11 protein-coding genes are annotated in these 15,503 nt (G+C 31.2%); 4 read left to right on the top strand and 7 right to left on the bottom strand.

Going from position 1 to position 15,503, the window contains the following annotated elements:
• Both ACEN2I_RS18085 and ACEN2I_RS18080 read right to left on the bottom strand, forming a co-directional pair.
• The coding region (locus ACEN2I_RS18085; RefSeq protein ID WP_441767503.1) for a glycosyltransferase at window positions 1–880 on the bottom strand (880 nt) is incomplete at its 3' end.
• A gap of 11 nt (window positions 881–891) precedes the next feature.
• Window positions 892–2,082, bottom strand: a complete 1,191-nt coding sequence (locus ACEN2I_RS18080) for a sugar isomerase (RefSeq protein ID WP_441767502.1) — start codon at window positions 2,080–2,082, stop codon at window positions 892–894.
• 389 nt (window positions 2,083–2,471) lie between these two features.
• On the opposite strand from ACEN2I_RS18080, the gene ACEN2I_RS18075 reads away from it, so the two are divergent.
• From ACEN2I_RS18075 to ACEN2I_RS18060, 4 genes are all read left to right on the top strand, one after another.
• Window positions 2,472–5,564, top strand: coding sequence for a hypothetical protein (locus tag ACEN2I_RS18075; protein ID WP_441767501.1), 3,093 nt, complete (start codon window positions 2,472–2,474; stop codon window positions 5,562–5,564).
• Window positions 5,564–6,793 carry a hypothetical protein gene (locus tag ACEN2I_RS18070; protein ID WP_441767500.1) on the top strand — a complete coding sequence of 410 codons (1,230 nt, stop codon included), beginning with the start codon at window positions 5,564–5,566 and terminating at the stop codon, window positions 6,791–6,793. The genes ACEN2I_RS18075 and ACEN2I_RS18070 overlap by 1 nt, the downstream gene beginning before the upstream one ends.
• Window positions 6,780–8,333 (top strand): cellulase family glycosylhydrolase, encoded by a 1,554-nt coding sequence (locus ACEN2I_RS18065; protein ID WP_441767499.1) that lies wholly within the window; start codon window positions 6,780–6,782, stop codon window positions 8,331–8,333. The genes ACEN2I_RS18070 and ACEN2I_RS18065 overlap by 14 nt, the downstream gene beginning before the upstream one ends.
• A gap of 658 nt (window positions 8,334–8,991) precedes the next feature.
• Window positions 8,992–11,070 carry a tetratricopeptide repeat protein gene (locus ACEN2I_RS18060; protein ID WP_441767498.1) on the top strand — a complete coding sequence of 693 codons (2,079 nt, stop codon included), beginning with the start codon at window positions 8,992–8,994 and terminating at the stop codon, window positions 11,068–11,070.
• A 51-nt stretch (window positions 11,071–11,121) separates the two neighbouring features.
• On the opposite strand, the gene ACEN2I_RS18055 is transcribed toward ACEN2I_RS18060, so the two are convergent.
• From ACEN2I_RS18055 to ACEN2I_RS18035, 5 genes are all read right to left on the bottom strand, one after another.
• Entirely contained in the window at window positions 11,122–11,829 is a 708-nt protein-coding gene (locus ACEN2I_RS18055) for a LytR/AlgR family response regulator transcription factor (RefSeq protein ID WP_441767497.1), read from the bottom strand.
• Window positions 11,830–12,544: 715 nt separating this feature from the next.
• On the bottom strand, window positions 12,545–13,729 hold the full coding sequence (locus ACEN2I_RS18050; protein WP_441767496.1) for a DUF3570 domain-containing protein: 1,185 nt from the start codon (window positions 13,727–13,729) through the stop codon (window positions 12,545–12,547).
• 18 nt (window positions 13,730–13,747) lie between these two features.
• Entirely contained in the window at window positions 13,748–13,981 is a 234-nt protein-coding gene (locus tag ACEN2I_RS18045) for a DUF4266 domain-containing protein (protein ID WP_441767495.1), read from the bottom strand.
• Complete coding sequence (locus ACEN2I_RS18040) at window positions 13,978–14,871, bottom strand: FAD:protein FMN transferase (protein WP_441767494.1); 894 nt, start codon at window positions 14,869–14,871, stop codon at window positions 13,978–13,980. Before ACEN2I_RS18040 ends, ACEN2I_RS18045 begins: the two co-directional genes overlap by 4 nt.
• A gap of 40 nt (window positions 14,872–14,911) precedes the next feature.
• Entirely contained in the window at window positions 14,912–15,346 is a 435-nt protein-coding gene (locus tag ACEN2I_RS18035; RefSeq protein ID WP_441767493.1) for a thioredoxin family protein, read from the bottom strand.
• Between the last annotated feature and the right edge of the window lie 157 nt (window positions 15,347–15,503).

Here is a 15,503-nt window from a genome sequence, read left to right as displayed (position 1 = left end):
TATAAGGGAATACTACAATTGTACTATCAGTAAAAATTCTTTCTACATCATTTTCTTCAACATATCCGGTAAAAATAGTTCCCTCAACGTTTTTGTATTTTTCTTGTACAGCATATAAATATCCAGGTGTGTTTGGACTATCAGTTCCTGCAATTACTACCTCTAATTTTGCTGGATTTGTTTTTCGAACAATTTCAACTGCTTCAATTAAAATTTCAACTTTTTTGTAGGTTCCAAATTTTCCAAAAGCCATAATTTGTTTAGGGCCAGATTTAATTTCAAAATTAGGATTTTTGACCGATTCGAATGTCCCATGAGGTATTAGCATTACATTTTGGGTATGGTATTTAGCATTTAAAACATCCACATATTTATGAATAGTTACAGCCACTTTATTGGCTTTTAAAATGCACCTAGTAATGTTAGTTCCAATAAAATTATAGATCTTTTGCATGAATTTACTCTGCGTGAATCCCGCTTTTTCTAGATCAACTTGTTCTAAGATATTGTGTAATAACACCACTGTTTTGTACCCAAAAAATCTTAAAATCATGGGTAACAATAATCCTAAGGCAGAAGGTATTTTTTTGTCTCCAAATTTCACAAACTGAAGATTAAACAAAATCACATCTGGCTGTTCTTGTAGAACTGCATTAATAACAGAAAAAATACTAGTGTAACTATTAAATCTCCAACATTCTTTAACTTTTACCTTTTCTTTTTGGTTAAAATCTAATTGTTTAGCTTCAGACGTTTTATCCGATAATAAAATTAATTCAGTTACTTCTGAGTTTTGAACAAAGTTTTTTACCAAATGATAACCATATTCATTTAATGTAACTTTACTTGGCGGAAATGCGGTTACTACTGCTACTTTCATATTTTAAAACATCACTTTTTATTGTTGTTTAAAAAGAAAAAACTCAATTGAAATAGTAATAAAACTATCATTGCAATAATTTGCATAGCAACAACCTGTTCCAGAGAATTATGATATAGAACTATTAAAATTATTTGTGTAAGTCCCAGAAAGGCTGATATTATTACGGGAATATATTTATTTATTGAAAGAAAATAGTATGCGAAAATATTTGCAATAGCAAAAATCGAAGTTGCTAATGCATATTTCCATAACAAGAAAGCTATGGGCAGGTATTTCTCGCCAAACATTAATCGTACTACAACTTCTGGAAATAAAAATGAAACCAAAACAATTATTGTTGACAAGCAAACGATGTACAGGACATATTTTAATAGAATTGGCAATGTATCAAATCCTTGTTTTTTTAACTGTATTACTTTAGGCAAAAGAAGCATTACAAACATCCAAGCGACAAAATATACAACCCTGCCTATTAATGCTAGAGAAGCATATAAGCCCGCTTTTTCATTATTAAAATAATGTTTAACCAACATAATATCACTATTGTTAATGATAATTTGCGTTAATTCATAAAAGGCTGTTAAAGCGAAAAATGTAACAATTGGTTTGGTATATAAACCTTTATTTTCTAAATTTTTATTTTTGTAAAGTATTGATCTTTGCAAAGGAATTAATCCAAATATAAATGAAACCAAAATACCTATTGAGATAATTACTGATGATTGAATTTCTGGTAAAATGAAGAGTAGTGAAATGGTTAAAATTAATCGGCATAACATTTCAAAATAATAGGTTTTGGATAAATTTCTAAGATCATTTTTGCCCTGATATAGACCTCTATTAATGCTCATTATAAAATACATTGGAAGACCAAATCCAAAAACAATAAACATTAGTGATGTTTTGGTATTAAAAGTTTCCTGCAATTGACCATTGAAAAAGATTATGGTAAAACCAAATAAAAAACCGAAAAGCAATGAGTACTTAAAAATAAATTTTAAAAACAAACTCAGGTCGGTTCCTTCAAATAAAACGGCATATTTAGCGGTAGTGATCTGAAAAGTCATCCCTACAAAAGACAACACTAAAAGTAAAGTTATTAAAATTGCAGCATCAGCAAACTCAGATGGACCAAGTATTCTTCCTAAGAGCAGATTGTATAAATAGTTGCCACCGTTTACAAATAAAATGGTAAGCATGAAAGTTTGCTCTTGAGAGATCTTTTTGTGAGTTTTTTTAATGTTCAATTTAATTTTTTTGTATTTAATAAATTGGATATAAAAGCTTTAAAAAATGTATTTGTATATTCAAATATAAGAAAAATAAGAAAAACTTTAGCAAAAAAAACAAAAGAGAATTTATAATGTAAATTTCCTTTTACCAAGATTAATTAACTAAATTTATTTTTTTGATTGTTAATCTCTTTCAAACTTAAAAATATCAAAAAGATCGATTTTAAAATTAGATAATTATTGCATTTCATTCTATGAAAAATCATGTTGTACAGTTAGGTTGTACAGTTAGTTAGTGTTTGTCTGTAAAAGGATATCCCTATATTTACAAAAATAATCATTTACAATAAGAGCGATTGAAAGAAACTTCTAATAAATACTTGATAGTAGCCCTGATTTTTGGATTGACTTTCCATGGCAGCGCTATTTTTTTTACTTTAGAAAGTACTTACGACGCTCTAATTCACATGTTTTTCGGAAATCATTATGCCCACAGTTGGTTTGAACCTTGGAATTATAGTTGGTACACGGGTTTTAATGTGATGAGTTATCCTCCATTAGTGCACCAAACCATTGGGTTACTTTCTTTAATTGGTGGTTTGAAATTTGGCATGTTTACTGTGGCAATTGTTGGAATTATTTTATTCATTACAGGAGCTTTTAGATTTTCACTTTTAATAACTGGAAATCGAACTGTTGCAGGCTATTCTGCTATTCTGGCGGTGGTTTCTTCTTCTTTTGTGGAAACATTGCATATTTTTGGACAGCTACCCAGTATAATTGGAGTTTCTGTTTTAATGCATGCACTTCCAGAGATTTATCTTTTTATCAAAACAGGCAAAAAGAAATATTACTTCACCTCTCTGTCTTTGATGGCCGTAACCGTTTGTTCGCATCATGTTACACCTTTATTTGGAATGGTATTTTTTGTTTCGCCTTTAATCGGTATGATAGTAATGGATACTGCTCGCGAAAATGTCAATTCATTCAAGGAAATCACATTCAAAATATTCTATAAAACATTTCTATCATTATTAAAACGGATTATTCTTTTCTGTGGTAGCGCCGTTTTTCTGCTAGTATTTTGTATACTGCCGTACTGGATTAATTCTAAAGCCAATCCCATCACTCAGGTTCCTATTCCGCATGGGAGTCGCGACAATTTTATAGAAGTAACCTCTTCGGGCTTGATGTTCTTCTTGATACCTTGGGGAATATTACTTTTTATATTGCCTTATATATTTTATAGATATTACAGCAAAAGGTATATTTTTTTCGGATTATCCTTAACCTTGCTCACTGTTTTAGGAACGGGCGGAACAACTCCAATTCCCTTAGCAATTTTAGGAGAAAATGCTTTTAATATCCTAACCTTGGATCGCTTTACACTTTGGGCTTCTATAATGAGTTTGCCCATTTTTGGTGAATTTGTGTACCGATTAGTTGAAGGTGACTTAAGAACGGCTTTGCAAGTAAAATTTGGGAGTGTTTATAGGAGGATCGTAGGCGGGTTATTTGCTGGTTGCTTTTTGTTTTTTGGAGTTTTTACCATGACGTTAGGGTATTTTAGACCCTTGCAACCGCAAAAAATTAACTTTTTGCCAATTGTCAATTTCTTAAATCAGGATCAGCATGATCATTGGAGGTTTCTACCATTAGGTTTTGGCGATCAGATGGCCTACTTATCGACACAAACAAAGGCAATGACGGTTGATGGAAATTACCATTCTGCAAGAAGATTACCAGAATTAACTTCTCGTGCAGTAGAACGGCTGGAAAACTCCAAATTTCGAGGACTTGAAGGTATTGGTTCCTTACAACAATTTCTTACGGTTCCTGAAAAATACAATTTGAAATATGTTTTTTCTAACGATAAATTCTACGATCCAATTCTCTATTTCTGCGGTTGGCATCGATTATCACAATTAGAAAATGGTATAATGGTGTGGGAAAAACTAAATGTGCAGCCCTTGTCTAAAATTCTTCCAAAAGATGAAGTACCGATTTATTTGAAATTAATGTGGGGAATTATTCCGATGTTAACCATTCTTTTGGCTTTTATACTTAATGTTCAGATGATTTGGTTGCAGGCCTTAAAAATAAAGCATTTAGAAAAACCTTCTTTCAATAAGTATGGAATTGTTTATGCTAATTTTCCAAGAGCGATGATAAAATTTCTACACATTTGGACAGGTATTTTACTGCTAATTATAAGCTTTGGAGTATACCGCATTTACATCAAAAATGCTACGCAGATTAGTCCTGAAAATGTTGTAAAAGCGTATTATGATGCTCTAGATTTTAAGTTTTATGATAAAGCGCACTCTTATGTTGTTCCTAAAAAAGAATACTCGGTGGCTCAGTTTATGCTGGAAATTTCTGTTTCTGATGGTATTCTTAATTCTTACGCCAAGTTAGATGCTATAGAAACTAAAATTGTTCAGCAAAGTAAAGACAAAGCCAGAGTTATTGCTACGACCAAATGGGTTACACCATTAGAATTAATTGAAAAAAAGTACACACATAACGTTCATAAAATAAAAGGGAAATGGTTTATTATTCCAGATAAAAAAGATACCGATATTCCTCCAGACGAATTTATTTCAGACAATATCAATTCGTATTACAAGCAAGGGAGACGAAAGATAACTACCCAACAGACTTATCATGAAGATGTACTACGCCAACCAGATTTAGAAATTATATCGGCAAGTTTGGTGAAAATTGACAGTCAATATATCGTGATTGGTGAAGTTCAAAATATAGATAATGTTCCTGCAGATGTTGTATTGAAAGCTACTTTATATGATCGAAATGATAAATCGATTGCCGTATTCAACGCAAAGTATACTATTAAACATAAGTTGATGCCAAAAGAAGTCACGAGTTTTAAGGTGAATTTTGAAGATATTGCGTGGTTAAAGCCAACTGATGTAAAACCAACAACTTTTAACCCTAATGAATTTACACCAAAAGAATTGAAAAATATTCCCGCTACATTTGATATTCAAAGTGCTGGAAATGTCGCAACCACAGATTTGTATAATTCGGTTGCTATTTCAGATTTAGTGATAGATAACAACCAGATCAAAGGTACTTTATTCAATTACGGAATTCAAGAAGTAACCATTCCTGAGCTCTTAATTTCGTATTACAATGATAAAAAAGAATTGGTTTATGTTGATGATCAGTTTATAAAAGAGGGCGTTCGCATTCAGCGTAAGCAATATTTTACTTATAATTTGCCAAGGGATTTGAATCCTGTTATTATAAAATCTTCAACGGAAAATTGTTTTGTAAATGGTTTAAAATCAGAAGCTCTTGCTCGTGCGGTAATTCCGGCACGAAACAGTAAACAAGAAAGTGAACAAATGCAAAGGGTTAAAGGACATAAAGGGTATTCGTTTATTAAAATTGAAATCAATAATTATATTGGAAATCCTAGATAATGAAGAATAAAATCTCTATATTTTGTTTTTGTTTGTTTACCATATTATTGGTATCAGTCACTTTATTGCCTAAAAAACAAGCGGGTACTATTGTATTAATGACCCAACAGAAGACTTTTATAGCGGGTGCCAAAATAGCCTTAGATTTTAAGGTAAATTCGTCAAATAGACCGCAGTTGTTTTTAATTCATTCTTTAGGGAAAACGCTTTTAGATGGCACCATAAAAAATGATAAATTAACTTTTGCCCTCCCTAAAAGTTATGCTAAAAAATCGGGTCGTATTGATTGGTTTTTGGTTGTAAACGGAGAAAACAAACTACAGGGAAACTTTGAAATTTTGCCTAATAACGACACTAAAACGGATATCGAAAATTATTTAGGCCCACCAAGTACGTTGGTAGGAGATGGTCATTTTGTAATGTACGTTACCATTCCGACAGATGGCTTTGATAATCCGAAACCAGAAAATACTCCTGTAATTATTAGAAGTCAGTTTTTAAATACTATTACAAATCAAACGGTAAAAACGAAAAATCTCATTGCTTGGAAAATAATTGATGCTCCTACAAAAGCTGGAATAGTTTTGGTTTCTGCTCAATGCAATGCTACCATTACTAAAGAATTTGACGCTGTAATTTTTCCTGGAATCGCTACAAATTTCATAATTTCTTTTACTAGAAATCATCAATATGCAGATGGAAATCAAATTACGACCTTAAAAACCACTATTATTAAAGACAAATTTGGTAACGTTGTAAGCGACGGAACCATGGTGTTATTTGTGATTTCTACAAGTAGTAATATGGTTTTAAAATCATTTGGCACAACTATAAACGGAGTAGCAACCGCTCAGATTTTGCATCCTGATCACCAAGATGTTTATACTGCAAAAGCGTATGTGGCGGGAATAGCAGAAAGTAATTCTATAGCAATTAACTACAAACCGATTAATCCGAAAATTGAATTTGAATTTTCAAAAGATAAGCGCACTATAATAATCGGTCCGTTGCGTAGTTTTATGAATCAGTTAGTTCCAGACGGAATTAAAGTGACTCTAAAAGTGTATCATCATAATCAACTCGTAGCAACTTTGCAAGAAGATAGCGTAAAAGGCCATGCTGTTTTTACTATTTCATCTGAATATTATAAAGAAAAAAAATATTCATTTGAAATTTCAACCTTAGGAAGTATTCAAAAAGTAGAAGAAAAAAATTATGATAGTAATTAACAATAAAAATAATTATCGAGCAATTTTAATAGTTTCATTTATTGCGATTAATATTTTAGTATTATTTGGAATGAGTGAAATTTTGGGCTACTTAAATTCGGGAGCAGATAGAAGTTCGATGCTGCATTTAGAGAAAGAGACTTCAGATACATATTTACCAAAAGTAACTTGGGAAACCTTCAAAAATCAAGGTAGGCGGATGGAAAATCAAACCATCCAGAAAATTGAGAAACATTATTTGTTTTCTTATGTAATAAAAAATAATGCTCTTAAAAACAATGTCAATGATGGAATTGACGATTATTTTACAGAAAGTTCGAGAAAGCAATTAGAACAAATTATAGCCTATAATAAGGCTAAAAAAATTTCGATCCAGAGTACAACAATAGAACATCATGCATCCTTAGATTTTTATAGCGAAGACGGCCAACAAGTCGTTTTTACCGATAAAAATGTAGTTGAATTTCAAAATATTTATCAAGATAACAAGCTTATAACTTCTGTTAGGGATACCGCAAATTATAAGGTTTTAATGCTGCTTGAGGATGGTTTTTGGCGTATTCGACATTATGTTCGGATGCAAAAAGAAAAGAGTTTGGTTGCTGTAGAATTAAATAAAAAAATATACACGGTAAAAGGAAATGAAATTTTAAAAAATGGTGTTCCCTACATCATAAAAGGCATTAATTATTATCCTAAAAATTCTGCTTGGGATATGTTTGGAAATAAATTTAATAGAGATACGATAGCTGCTGATTTTGAGATTATTACAAAAGCAAAACTCAATACGATTAGGATTTTTGTTCCTTATGAAGAATTTGGTAAAGCAGAGGTTTTACAAGATAAATTAGACAAGCTAAAAATAGTTTTAGACTTGGCCGAAGAAAAAAAACTAGCTGTAATCGTTACATTATTCGATTTTTATGGAGATTATGCTCCAGAAAGCTGGACTTTAACGCATCGACATGCAGAGAAAATTGTAATGACTTTTAAGGACTGCAAAAATATTATTGCTTGGGATATTAAAAACGAGCCTGATCTAGATTTTCAATCGCGCGGGCAACAAAATGTAAAGCCGTGGTTGGAAGAAATGATTGCAATAGTCAAAAAAATCGATCCTAATCATTTGGTTACTATTGGATATTCTAATATTGCATCGGGAGAGATACTAAAAGATAAGGTAGATTTTGTTTCGTATCATTATTATGAAGACATTTCGCTTTTTGAAGACAAACTTGCTGTTTTAGAAAAAGCAACCAAAAAGCCTTTGGTAATGCAAGAATTTGGGCTTTCCTCCAATCGTGGACTTTGGAGTTGGTTTGGCAATTCAAAAGAGGATCAGGCGGAGTATCATAAAAAAATGCAATCTATATTCAAAAAGAAACAACTTGCATTTGTTTCTTGGACTTTATATGATTTTCCAAAAGTTCCAGATAAAGTTGCTGGAAAATGGCCGTGGATAAAAAACAAGCAAAAGCAGTTTGGGTTTATTGATGCTGAAGGAAAAAAAAAACCTTCTTTTTTCTACATAAATTATTGAACTTTTAAAAAAAATATCTTTTATAAAACTACAACAATTATATATAATTAGTTTTAGTATTATAAAGGCCTTCATGAAAGGTAAATGCTTTTTGAATTTATTATTAACATTAAATAATAAAAGATTCGAATTATAAAGAAAAAGCAAGTTGTTTTTATACTTAAAAGACAGAATAAATAATTGTAAAATTATTAACAATATAAAGCATCATTCGGAGTAATGAAAAGAGCAAAAGAATCTCAATCAAAAAAAGCTTCGATAGAATTTTTTGACTCTGAACTTTTCTAAACAATCGAATTATAAAAAGTTTTTCCAATAGTAACAAGAATTGCTGAGAACATTAAATATTGCTCAGATTTTTATTTCTAGAGGGATCGTTGCTTTCATTTTCAGTGGTATTTGAATGAAACTTCATATTTGTTAATAAATAATCTAATTCTGAGTGTTTACTAAATCAAGAATGTTATTTAATGAAAAAGTAATAACTGCAGAATTTCAATTTGTTTTTGGAATTAATTTTTTATGCCTTTAATTCTGACTCAAATCTAAGCTGATTATAAAAAATATTTCGTTTTTTTGGCTGAACAGCAGTTTACTGTAGATGAATAATCAATGTTTATACTTAACTTGCAGTTAATTACAAATTATAAGCTGACAAATGAACATAAAAAAGCAAATAATCTTAGTTTTTGGTTTTCTTTTTGGATTATCAGTTCAGGCACAAGATATGCAAGAGGGTTTTACGAATCTGGAAAAAGGAGAATTTGCTCAGGCAGAAACTTTTTTCAAAGAAATTTTAAAATCTTATCCTGATAATAAAACAGCAAAACTATGTTATGGGAGAGCTGTTGGATTAAGTTCGAGTCCTGAAAAGGCTATGGTAATTTTTTCCGAATTATTAAAAACATATCCAGATGATTTCGAAATCCAACTGAATTATGCTGAATGCATGTTATGGAATAAAAATTATGCTGAGGCAAAGCCTTATTACTTTAGCTTAATAACAAAACATCCTGAAAGTTTTCCTGCTCTATTAGGTTATGCTAATACTTTGTCAAATTTAAAAGAATACAAAGAAGCTTTAGAATATGTAAATAAGGCATTGACAGTTTCTGTTAAAAATCCTAATGCTTTGATTTCTAAGAAATACATTCGACTGGGATATGCTAATCAATTTGTACAACAACAAGGTTATACAAAGGCACTTGCATTATTGGATGAAAATCTCGAGGATTTTCCAAAGGATAAGGAAACATTAATGAATAAAGCCAATATTTATCTAATAACAAAAGATCAAAAAAATGCAATAAAAGCATATCATGATTTAGCGGTTACCAAAAATGATAGTTTAATAGCTTTGAATGGGTTGTCATTAGTTGCACATATAGCCGAAAGAAATAGAGAAGCTTTATCTATATCAGAAAAAGCAATAGAAAAAAGCGAAATGATTGAGGATGTAAAACTACAAAATCAAACAAAAGAGCGTTATGTTCAGGCTTTAATTTGGAATAAAAAATACAAAGAAGCAGAAACTAAAATTAATCAATATAAAGTTAGTAATCCAAATGAAAATTGGGTATTAGCACTTTCTGCAACTTTAGGAATGTATCGAAGTGATTTTAAAGCAAGTATTTCGGACTACCAAAACATATTGATCAACGATGCAAAATCATTTGATGGAAACTTAGGAATATCTAATGCTTACTATGCAGATGGCGAACCATTAAAAGCTTATGAAACAGTTGATACTACCTTGAAAATATTTGAAAACCAAAAAGATGCTGTAGGATTTCTAAAAAAATTAAATGAAAATTTCACACCCAGTGTAGAGGAGAAGTTAAGTTATTCATTCGATAATGGAAAGAATGAAGCTTATGCAACTAATACTTTAGTGGTTTTTCCAGTATCTACAAAATGGTTCTTTATAGGAACTTATCAATACAGAAAAACCGAAAATACAGTCACTAAAAATTCGTCTGTCTCTAATGATTTCAAAATAGGCACACAGTGGAAATTTCATCCCAAAATAAATTTTAATATTTTAATTGGATCAAGTAATGCTAACTCTTTTACCAATAATTACAGCCAATTATTAGCTGACATATTTTTTAAAATTAAGCCCTTAAAATTACAGGATTTAGAAGTAGGCTATAAGAGAGATATTCAGAATTTTAATGCTGATTTGGTTAGTCGTGAAATAACAGCTAATAATTTTTATTTCAATTATAATATTGGTACGAACTTTAAACTAGGGTGGTTTACACAATATTTCTTCACTTCACAAAGTGATAATAATCAGCGAAACTTATTATTTACCTCATTATATTATAACTTCTTATCTAAGCCCATTTTGAAAGCGGGTTTTAATTATCAATTTATAACTTTTAAAGATCAGGTGCCAACCATTTATTTTAGTCCACATAAATTTAATGCCTATGAGATTTTTATTGATTTTCTGAAGGATGAAAAAGCAGCCGAAAGTAAAACTGTTTTTTATACGCTAACTGCTGCTACAGGGTTTCAATATATTGAAAATGATGGTAAGCAATCTACTTATCGAGTGCAATCCAAATTTGGGTATAAATTTTCAGATCGTTTTTTGGCTAATATTTATGGGGTTAAAAGTAATATTGCTTCAGCTACTGCGGCTGGATTTCAATATACAGAAATTGGTTTGCGCTTAAGATGGATGTTAGCATCTAAGCCAGTATTCAAAGTCTCAAAAAACACGAAATAGAAACTTTTAAGGATTAGGAATAGAAAAGCAGCCTTCTATTTTTATTAAAATCTACAATAAATTCAACCGTTTCATTAAATCAGGGCGGTTAGCTCGGCTTACAGGGATAACATCTTTACCAATCAAAACACTATTGTCTTCGATATCAATGATTTTTTTTGTATTTATAATAAAGGAACGATGTACTTTCAAAAAAAGGTCTTTAGGTAATTTGTCCTCAATTTTTTTAAGTGTGGAGTGAACAATATAATTTTTATTTTCTGTCTTAATGTGAATATAATCTCCTTTTGCTTCAACAATAGTGACTAATGCAAATTCAATTTTGATTAAACGACGATCAATATTAATGTAAAATTCGTTTGCAGGATCATCAACCGAATCTTTACTTATAATTGTTTCTGTCGATACAGACCTATCATTTGCTTTCTGAATTGCTTTTACAAAACGATCTTCGGCAATAGGTTTTACTAAATAATCAACGATGCATTTATATTCAAAAGCTTCAATAGCAAAATTTTTATCAGAAGTTACCAGTATAATTTTAGGAGGACTTTTAATTGTCTGTATAAAATCAAAACCTGTAAAGTCAGGCATGTGAATATCAAGAAAAATCAAATCGACTTCATTTTGATTTAAGTATTTTATGGCATGGATAGCATTTGAGAACTCTTGTAACAAGTTTAATTGTGGAGTGTTCTCAATCATTTTTTTAATGATGGCTCTAGCCATTTCCTCGTCGTCAATAATAATGCAATTCATAGTCTAAAGCCTATATTATAATGCCAGAGTAGCTATTGCAGGATCTTAAAATACCACAAAATCATTTTGCAAAGCCGTACGGTTGTTTTTTGTAATTCTCTTCCTATTCTTTAGCAATATAATAACTTTTTTAAGAATTATTAGAGAAATTCTATATTTTAATTACACAGATTGTATACAAAAGCCTTATAAATGAAGACAAACTATTATTACCAATGTGAGACACAAAGTAAATTTAGAATTAATTCTAAACGGCTAATTGATTGTTTATAGAAGACCTTAAAAATATCAGCCTGTACCTGAAGTTAAAAAATTACACAACTCGATCTTATATAACACCCATCGTAAATTAGCAAATTAAGCCAGTAAACAGAAAACAAGACTTGTTGAACAAATAAAGATTATGAGCTTAAATTAAGTAAATCCAGAGATCTTATCTTAATATCAAAAATTAAAGCTGATGAAGAATTACTATTGAGGACGTAATTAATTAACGGAGAGCTAAGCTGCAAAAAAAAAACGAGACAAAAGATAATTTTTATCTTTTGTCTCGTAGAGTGAGCTCTGTTAACAATTACAGGCATTTTATGCAAGATTTAAAGAAATTAGTTTACATTCAAGTGAGTTAGCAACATAATTATTTTAATTTTTAATGTATTTGATAAAACAAGAAACCTGCCTGAAATTTATTTAAAAATAAGTTATTGATTGTCTGTTATTTATATTTAATATTAATGCTTATAATATCCGAAGTCATATTAGTAGTTCTTGTATAATGCCCATAGCGAATCTCTAAAGTATTCCAGTGTTTAAGGCCAAATACTCCATTAATAGGTGTAAACCTCATTCCCATTCCAAAGAAACCACTGTCAAACTTGGATAAATCATAGTTGCTAGTATAGAATTCATCAGCTGAAGTATGTGCGCCATGAGGTTTGAAATACTTCGTTCCGGTTTGGGTGTAATATCTGTAAAACGGACTTACTGAAAACGCCTGAGTTAATTTTACAGGAATTTCTAGATCAGCAGTATGTGCTTTTAAGCTCCAGTCATCACTATAATATCGGTAATAAGCACGAATAATTACATTATCTCCTAAGAAATAACTTGCCCTTATTCCTAGTGGAATTTTGAGTCTTGTATCTGGCATCTTTTCCTGATGCACTGAACCATCTGCAAAATAAACCCTGTGAAAAGGCAGACTTAAATAGCCGTTTTGGCTGATAACATCCCCAACAAGCATTACCTGCAAATTTTTGTTAACTATCTGAGAATAGCTCAAAGTTCCTGCAAAAGTATTTCGGTTGGCGCTTCCGTAACTTTCATTTGTGGGATCGCGAAGCTCTAAGGGTTCTATTAATTTCAGCTGATCAATAAAGGTTTGAAATTTAGCTGTAAATTCTCCATTTCTGTCTTTTGTTTTTTGAGAGAAACTAATATTACCACCAAAAGACTGATAATCAAATTCAGAAGAAGAAGAAACTCCAATTCCAATTGTTCTTCCTGCTGCTTCATTTTCTCTAATATAAGTCAAAGAAGGGTAGAAGCGGTTGTCTGAAGAAGATGCCGATGAGTTGGCGCTTAAATCAATCATGTCTGACGAAGCAGAAGTATAATGATCAATTCCTGCTTCTATATCAAAAGTATGTTTGATTCCGGTTTCTCCGTATTTCACTAATTTAACATCTATAGTATTGGCAATATCGGTAAGATGTTCTGAACCTATTCCGCCTGTAACAGCTGAATTGTTTCCATCTTGCTTATAGTAGCTTGAAACTAAATTAACCTCTTCCAATTTTAATTTTTTGCTTTTGTAACTGGTTGAATCAGTAGGAACATTTTGTGCTCTCATCTGAAATAAAGCCAATAAAGCAAACCCTGTTATGAATATTCTTTTCATTTTTTAATGGTATGATTTTTAGTTGCAACCGCAGCCACCGCCGCTTTTTCCGGAATTTGCACCGGAAGCTCCTTCACGGTAGGATTGAAAGCTGAGTTCTGTCTTTTCGATTTTTCGATTAGAAAGTACCATTTCAGAATCGTTGATTTTTCCTTTCTGGTATTCTTTTACCGAAGTGCAAGAAGAGAACAGTATGCCGATAAAAGCAATACTGCATAGCAATACGAGATTTTTTTGCTTTGGCTTTTTCATTTCAGGTTAATGTTTTTAGAAGTGTAAATTTTATTATTGTCGTCGATGATAATACAATATAGATCTGGTATCTGATCTATTAAAAATAAGCCTGCTTTGATTCCCATAACCGCTATTGGAGTTGCCATTGCATCTGCAAATTCTGCATTTGAAGCGATAATGCTAACGCTTTTTATTCCAGTTATCGGCAGCCCTGTTTTTGGGTCAATTGTATGCGAATATTTTTTGCCGTTAATAGTTACGAACTTTTCATAATTTCCAGATGTTGCCACTGCTTTATTGGATATTTCCATATAAGAGAATGCAGCATTTGGTAAATCAGGATCTGCCACGCCAATAGTCCATTTTTTGCCATTAGGCTGTAATCCCCATGCACAAAGATCTCCGCTGGCATTTATAATACCGCTCTGAACATTGTTCTTGAGGAGAATCTGCTTTGCCATTTCAGCAGCATATCCTTTACCAATACCGCCAAAACCAATCCGCATTCCTTTTTCTTTCAAAAATACGGTTGTATGTTTATTATCTAAAATGATATTTCTGTAATCAATAAGATGCACCATTTTCAAAGCCGTTTCAGCATCTGGAAGCTTGGTCATTGTTTTATCAAAATTCCAAAGCCCTTTATCGATACTTCCGTAAGAAATATCAAAAGCACCTTGGGTAATTTTCGAAATCCCAATTGATCGTTCGACAAGATTAAAAACCTCCTGATCTACTTTAACCGCTTTAATTCCGGCATTGTTGTTAATGAGATTCGTTTGACTTTCATCTTTATAAGTAGTCAGCAGTTTTTCAATCCGTCTGATTTCTTCAATGGCGACATTAATATTCTTATTCCCAATTTTCTCATTTTCAGCTACAACTGTAATAGTAAAGCTGTTCCCCATGAGTTTTAAGGATTGTGAATATTTTTGGTCTTTGGATATATTATTTTCGGCTGTCACAGATCGCTTTTATTTCTGCTGTCCATAATTCAGGAGTAGTTTCCGGTTTTCCATGCCAGGTTTTTATTACTTTACCATCAGCATCCAGAAGAAGTGTTAGAGGAAAACTTCCTTCTTTGTTATAAATTTCAGCTAAGTCTTCGTTTCGTTTTACTTGTTCAGGTGTTCCTATGTTTTTCTTTTTTCTCGGAAAATCAGCATTAACCAATACTAAATTTTCATTTGCCATATCTGTGAATGCTTGATTCTCTAGATAGTCTTTGCGAGTCACAATACAAGGGCCGCACCAATCTGAACCGGAGAAGTTCAATAGAATTAATTCGTTTTTTTCCTTTGCAATTTTTTTTGCATTATTAAAGTCAGGCTCCCAATTGATGGGAAGAACCATTATCAAAAGGAACATTGTAATTAGTTTCATTTAGTACTATGTTTTAGATATATACGAAATAACGAATTGTATGGTATCTTATTTTTTTTACTTGCTTAAGATTAGATTAATTTTTTTTAACTAATATATACCAATTATTTATTTAAGTGGTCTGAGCTCCAAAAATATAGTCAACTAATATAAAGAC

The organism is Flavobacterium sp. W22_SRS_FK3, from assembly GCF_052113665.1.
In the GTDB taxonomy this organism is placed as follows: domain Bacteria; phylum Bacteroidota; class Bacteroidia; order Flavobacteriales; family Flavobacteriaceae; genus Flavobacterium.
Note: the sequence above shows the minus strand (reverse complement) of the source record. Positions and strands in the feature narration are given on the sequence as shown.

Coding starts and splice junctions, on each gene's coding strand:
- ACEN2I_RS18080 (WP_441767502.1), bottom strand. CDS start 2,082: ATGCTTACCATTTTATTTGTAAACGGTGGCAACTATTTATACAATCTG.
- ACEN2I_RS18070 (WP_441767500.1), top strand. CDS start 5,564: ATGAAGAATAAAATCTCTATATTTTGTTTTTGTTTGTTTACCATATTA.
- ACEN2I_RS18065 (WP_441767499.1), top strand. CDS start 6,780: ATGATAGTAATTAACAATAAAAATAATTATCGAGCAATTTTAATAGTT.
- ACEN2I_RS18060 (WP_441767498.1), top strand. CDS start 8,992: ATGAACATAAAAAAGCAAATAATCTTAGTTTTTGGTTTTCTTTTTGGA.
- ACEN2I_RS18055 (WP_441767497.1), bottom strand. CDS start 11,829: ATGAATTGCATTATTATTGACGACGAGGAAATGGCTAGAGCCATCATT.
- ACEN2I_RS18050 (WP_441767496.1), bottom strand. CDS start 13,729: ATGAAAAGAATATTCATAACAGGGTTTGCTTTATTGGCTTTATTTCAG.
- ACEN2I_RS18045 (WP_441767495.1), bottom strand. CDS start 13,981: ATGAAAAAGCCAAAGCAAAAAAATCTCGTATTGCTATGCAGTATTGCT.
- ACEN2I_RS18040 (WP_441767494.1), bottom strand. CDS start 14,871: ATGGGGAACAGCTTTACTATTACAGTTGTAGCTGAAAATGAGAAAATT.
- ACEN2I_RS18035 (WP_441767493.1), bottom strand. CDS start 15,346: ATGAAACTAATTACAATGTTCCTTTTGATAATGGTTCTTCCCATCAAT.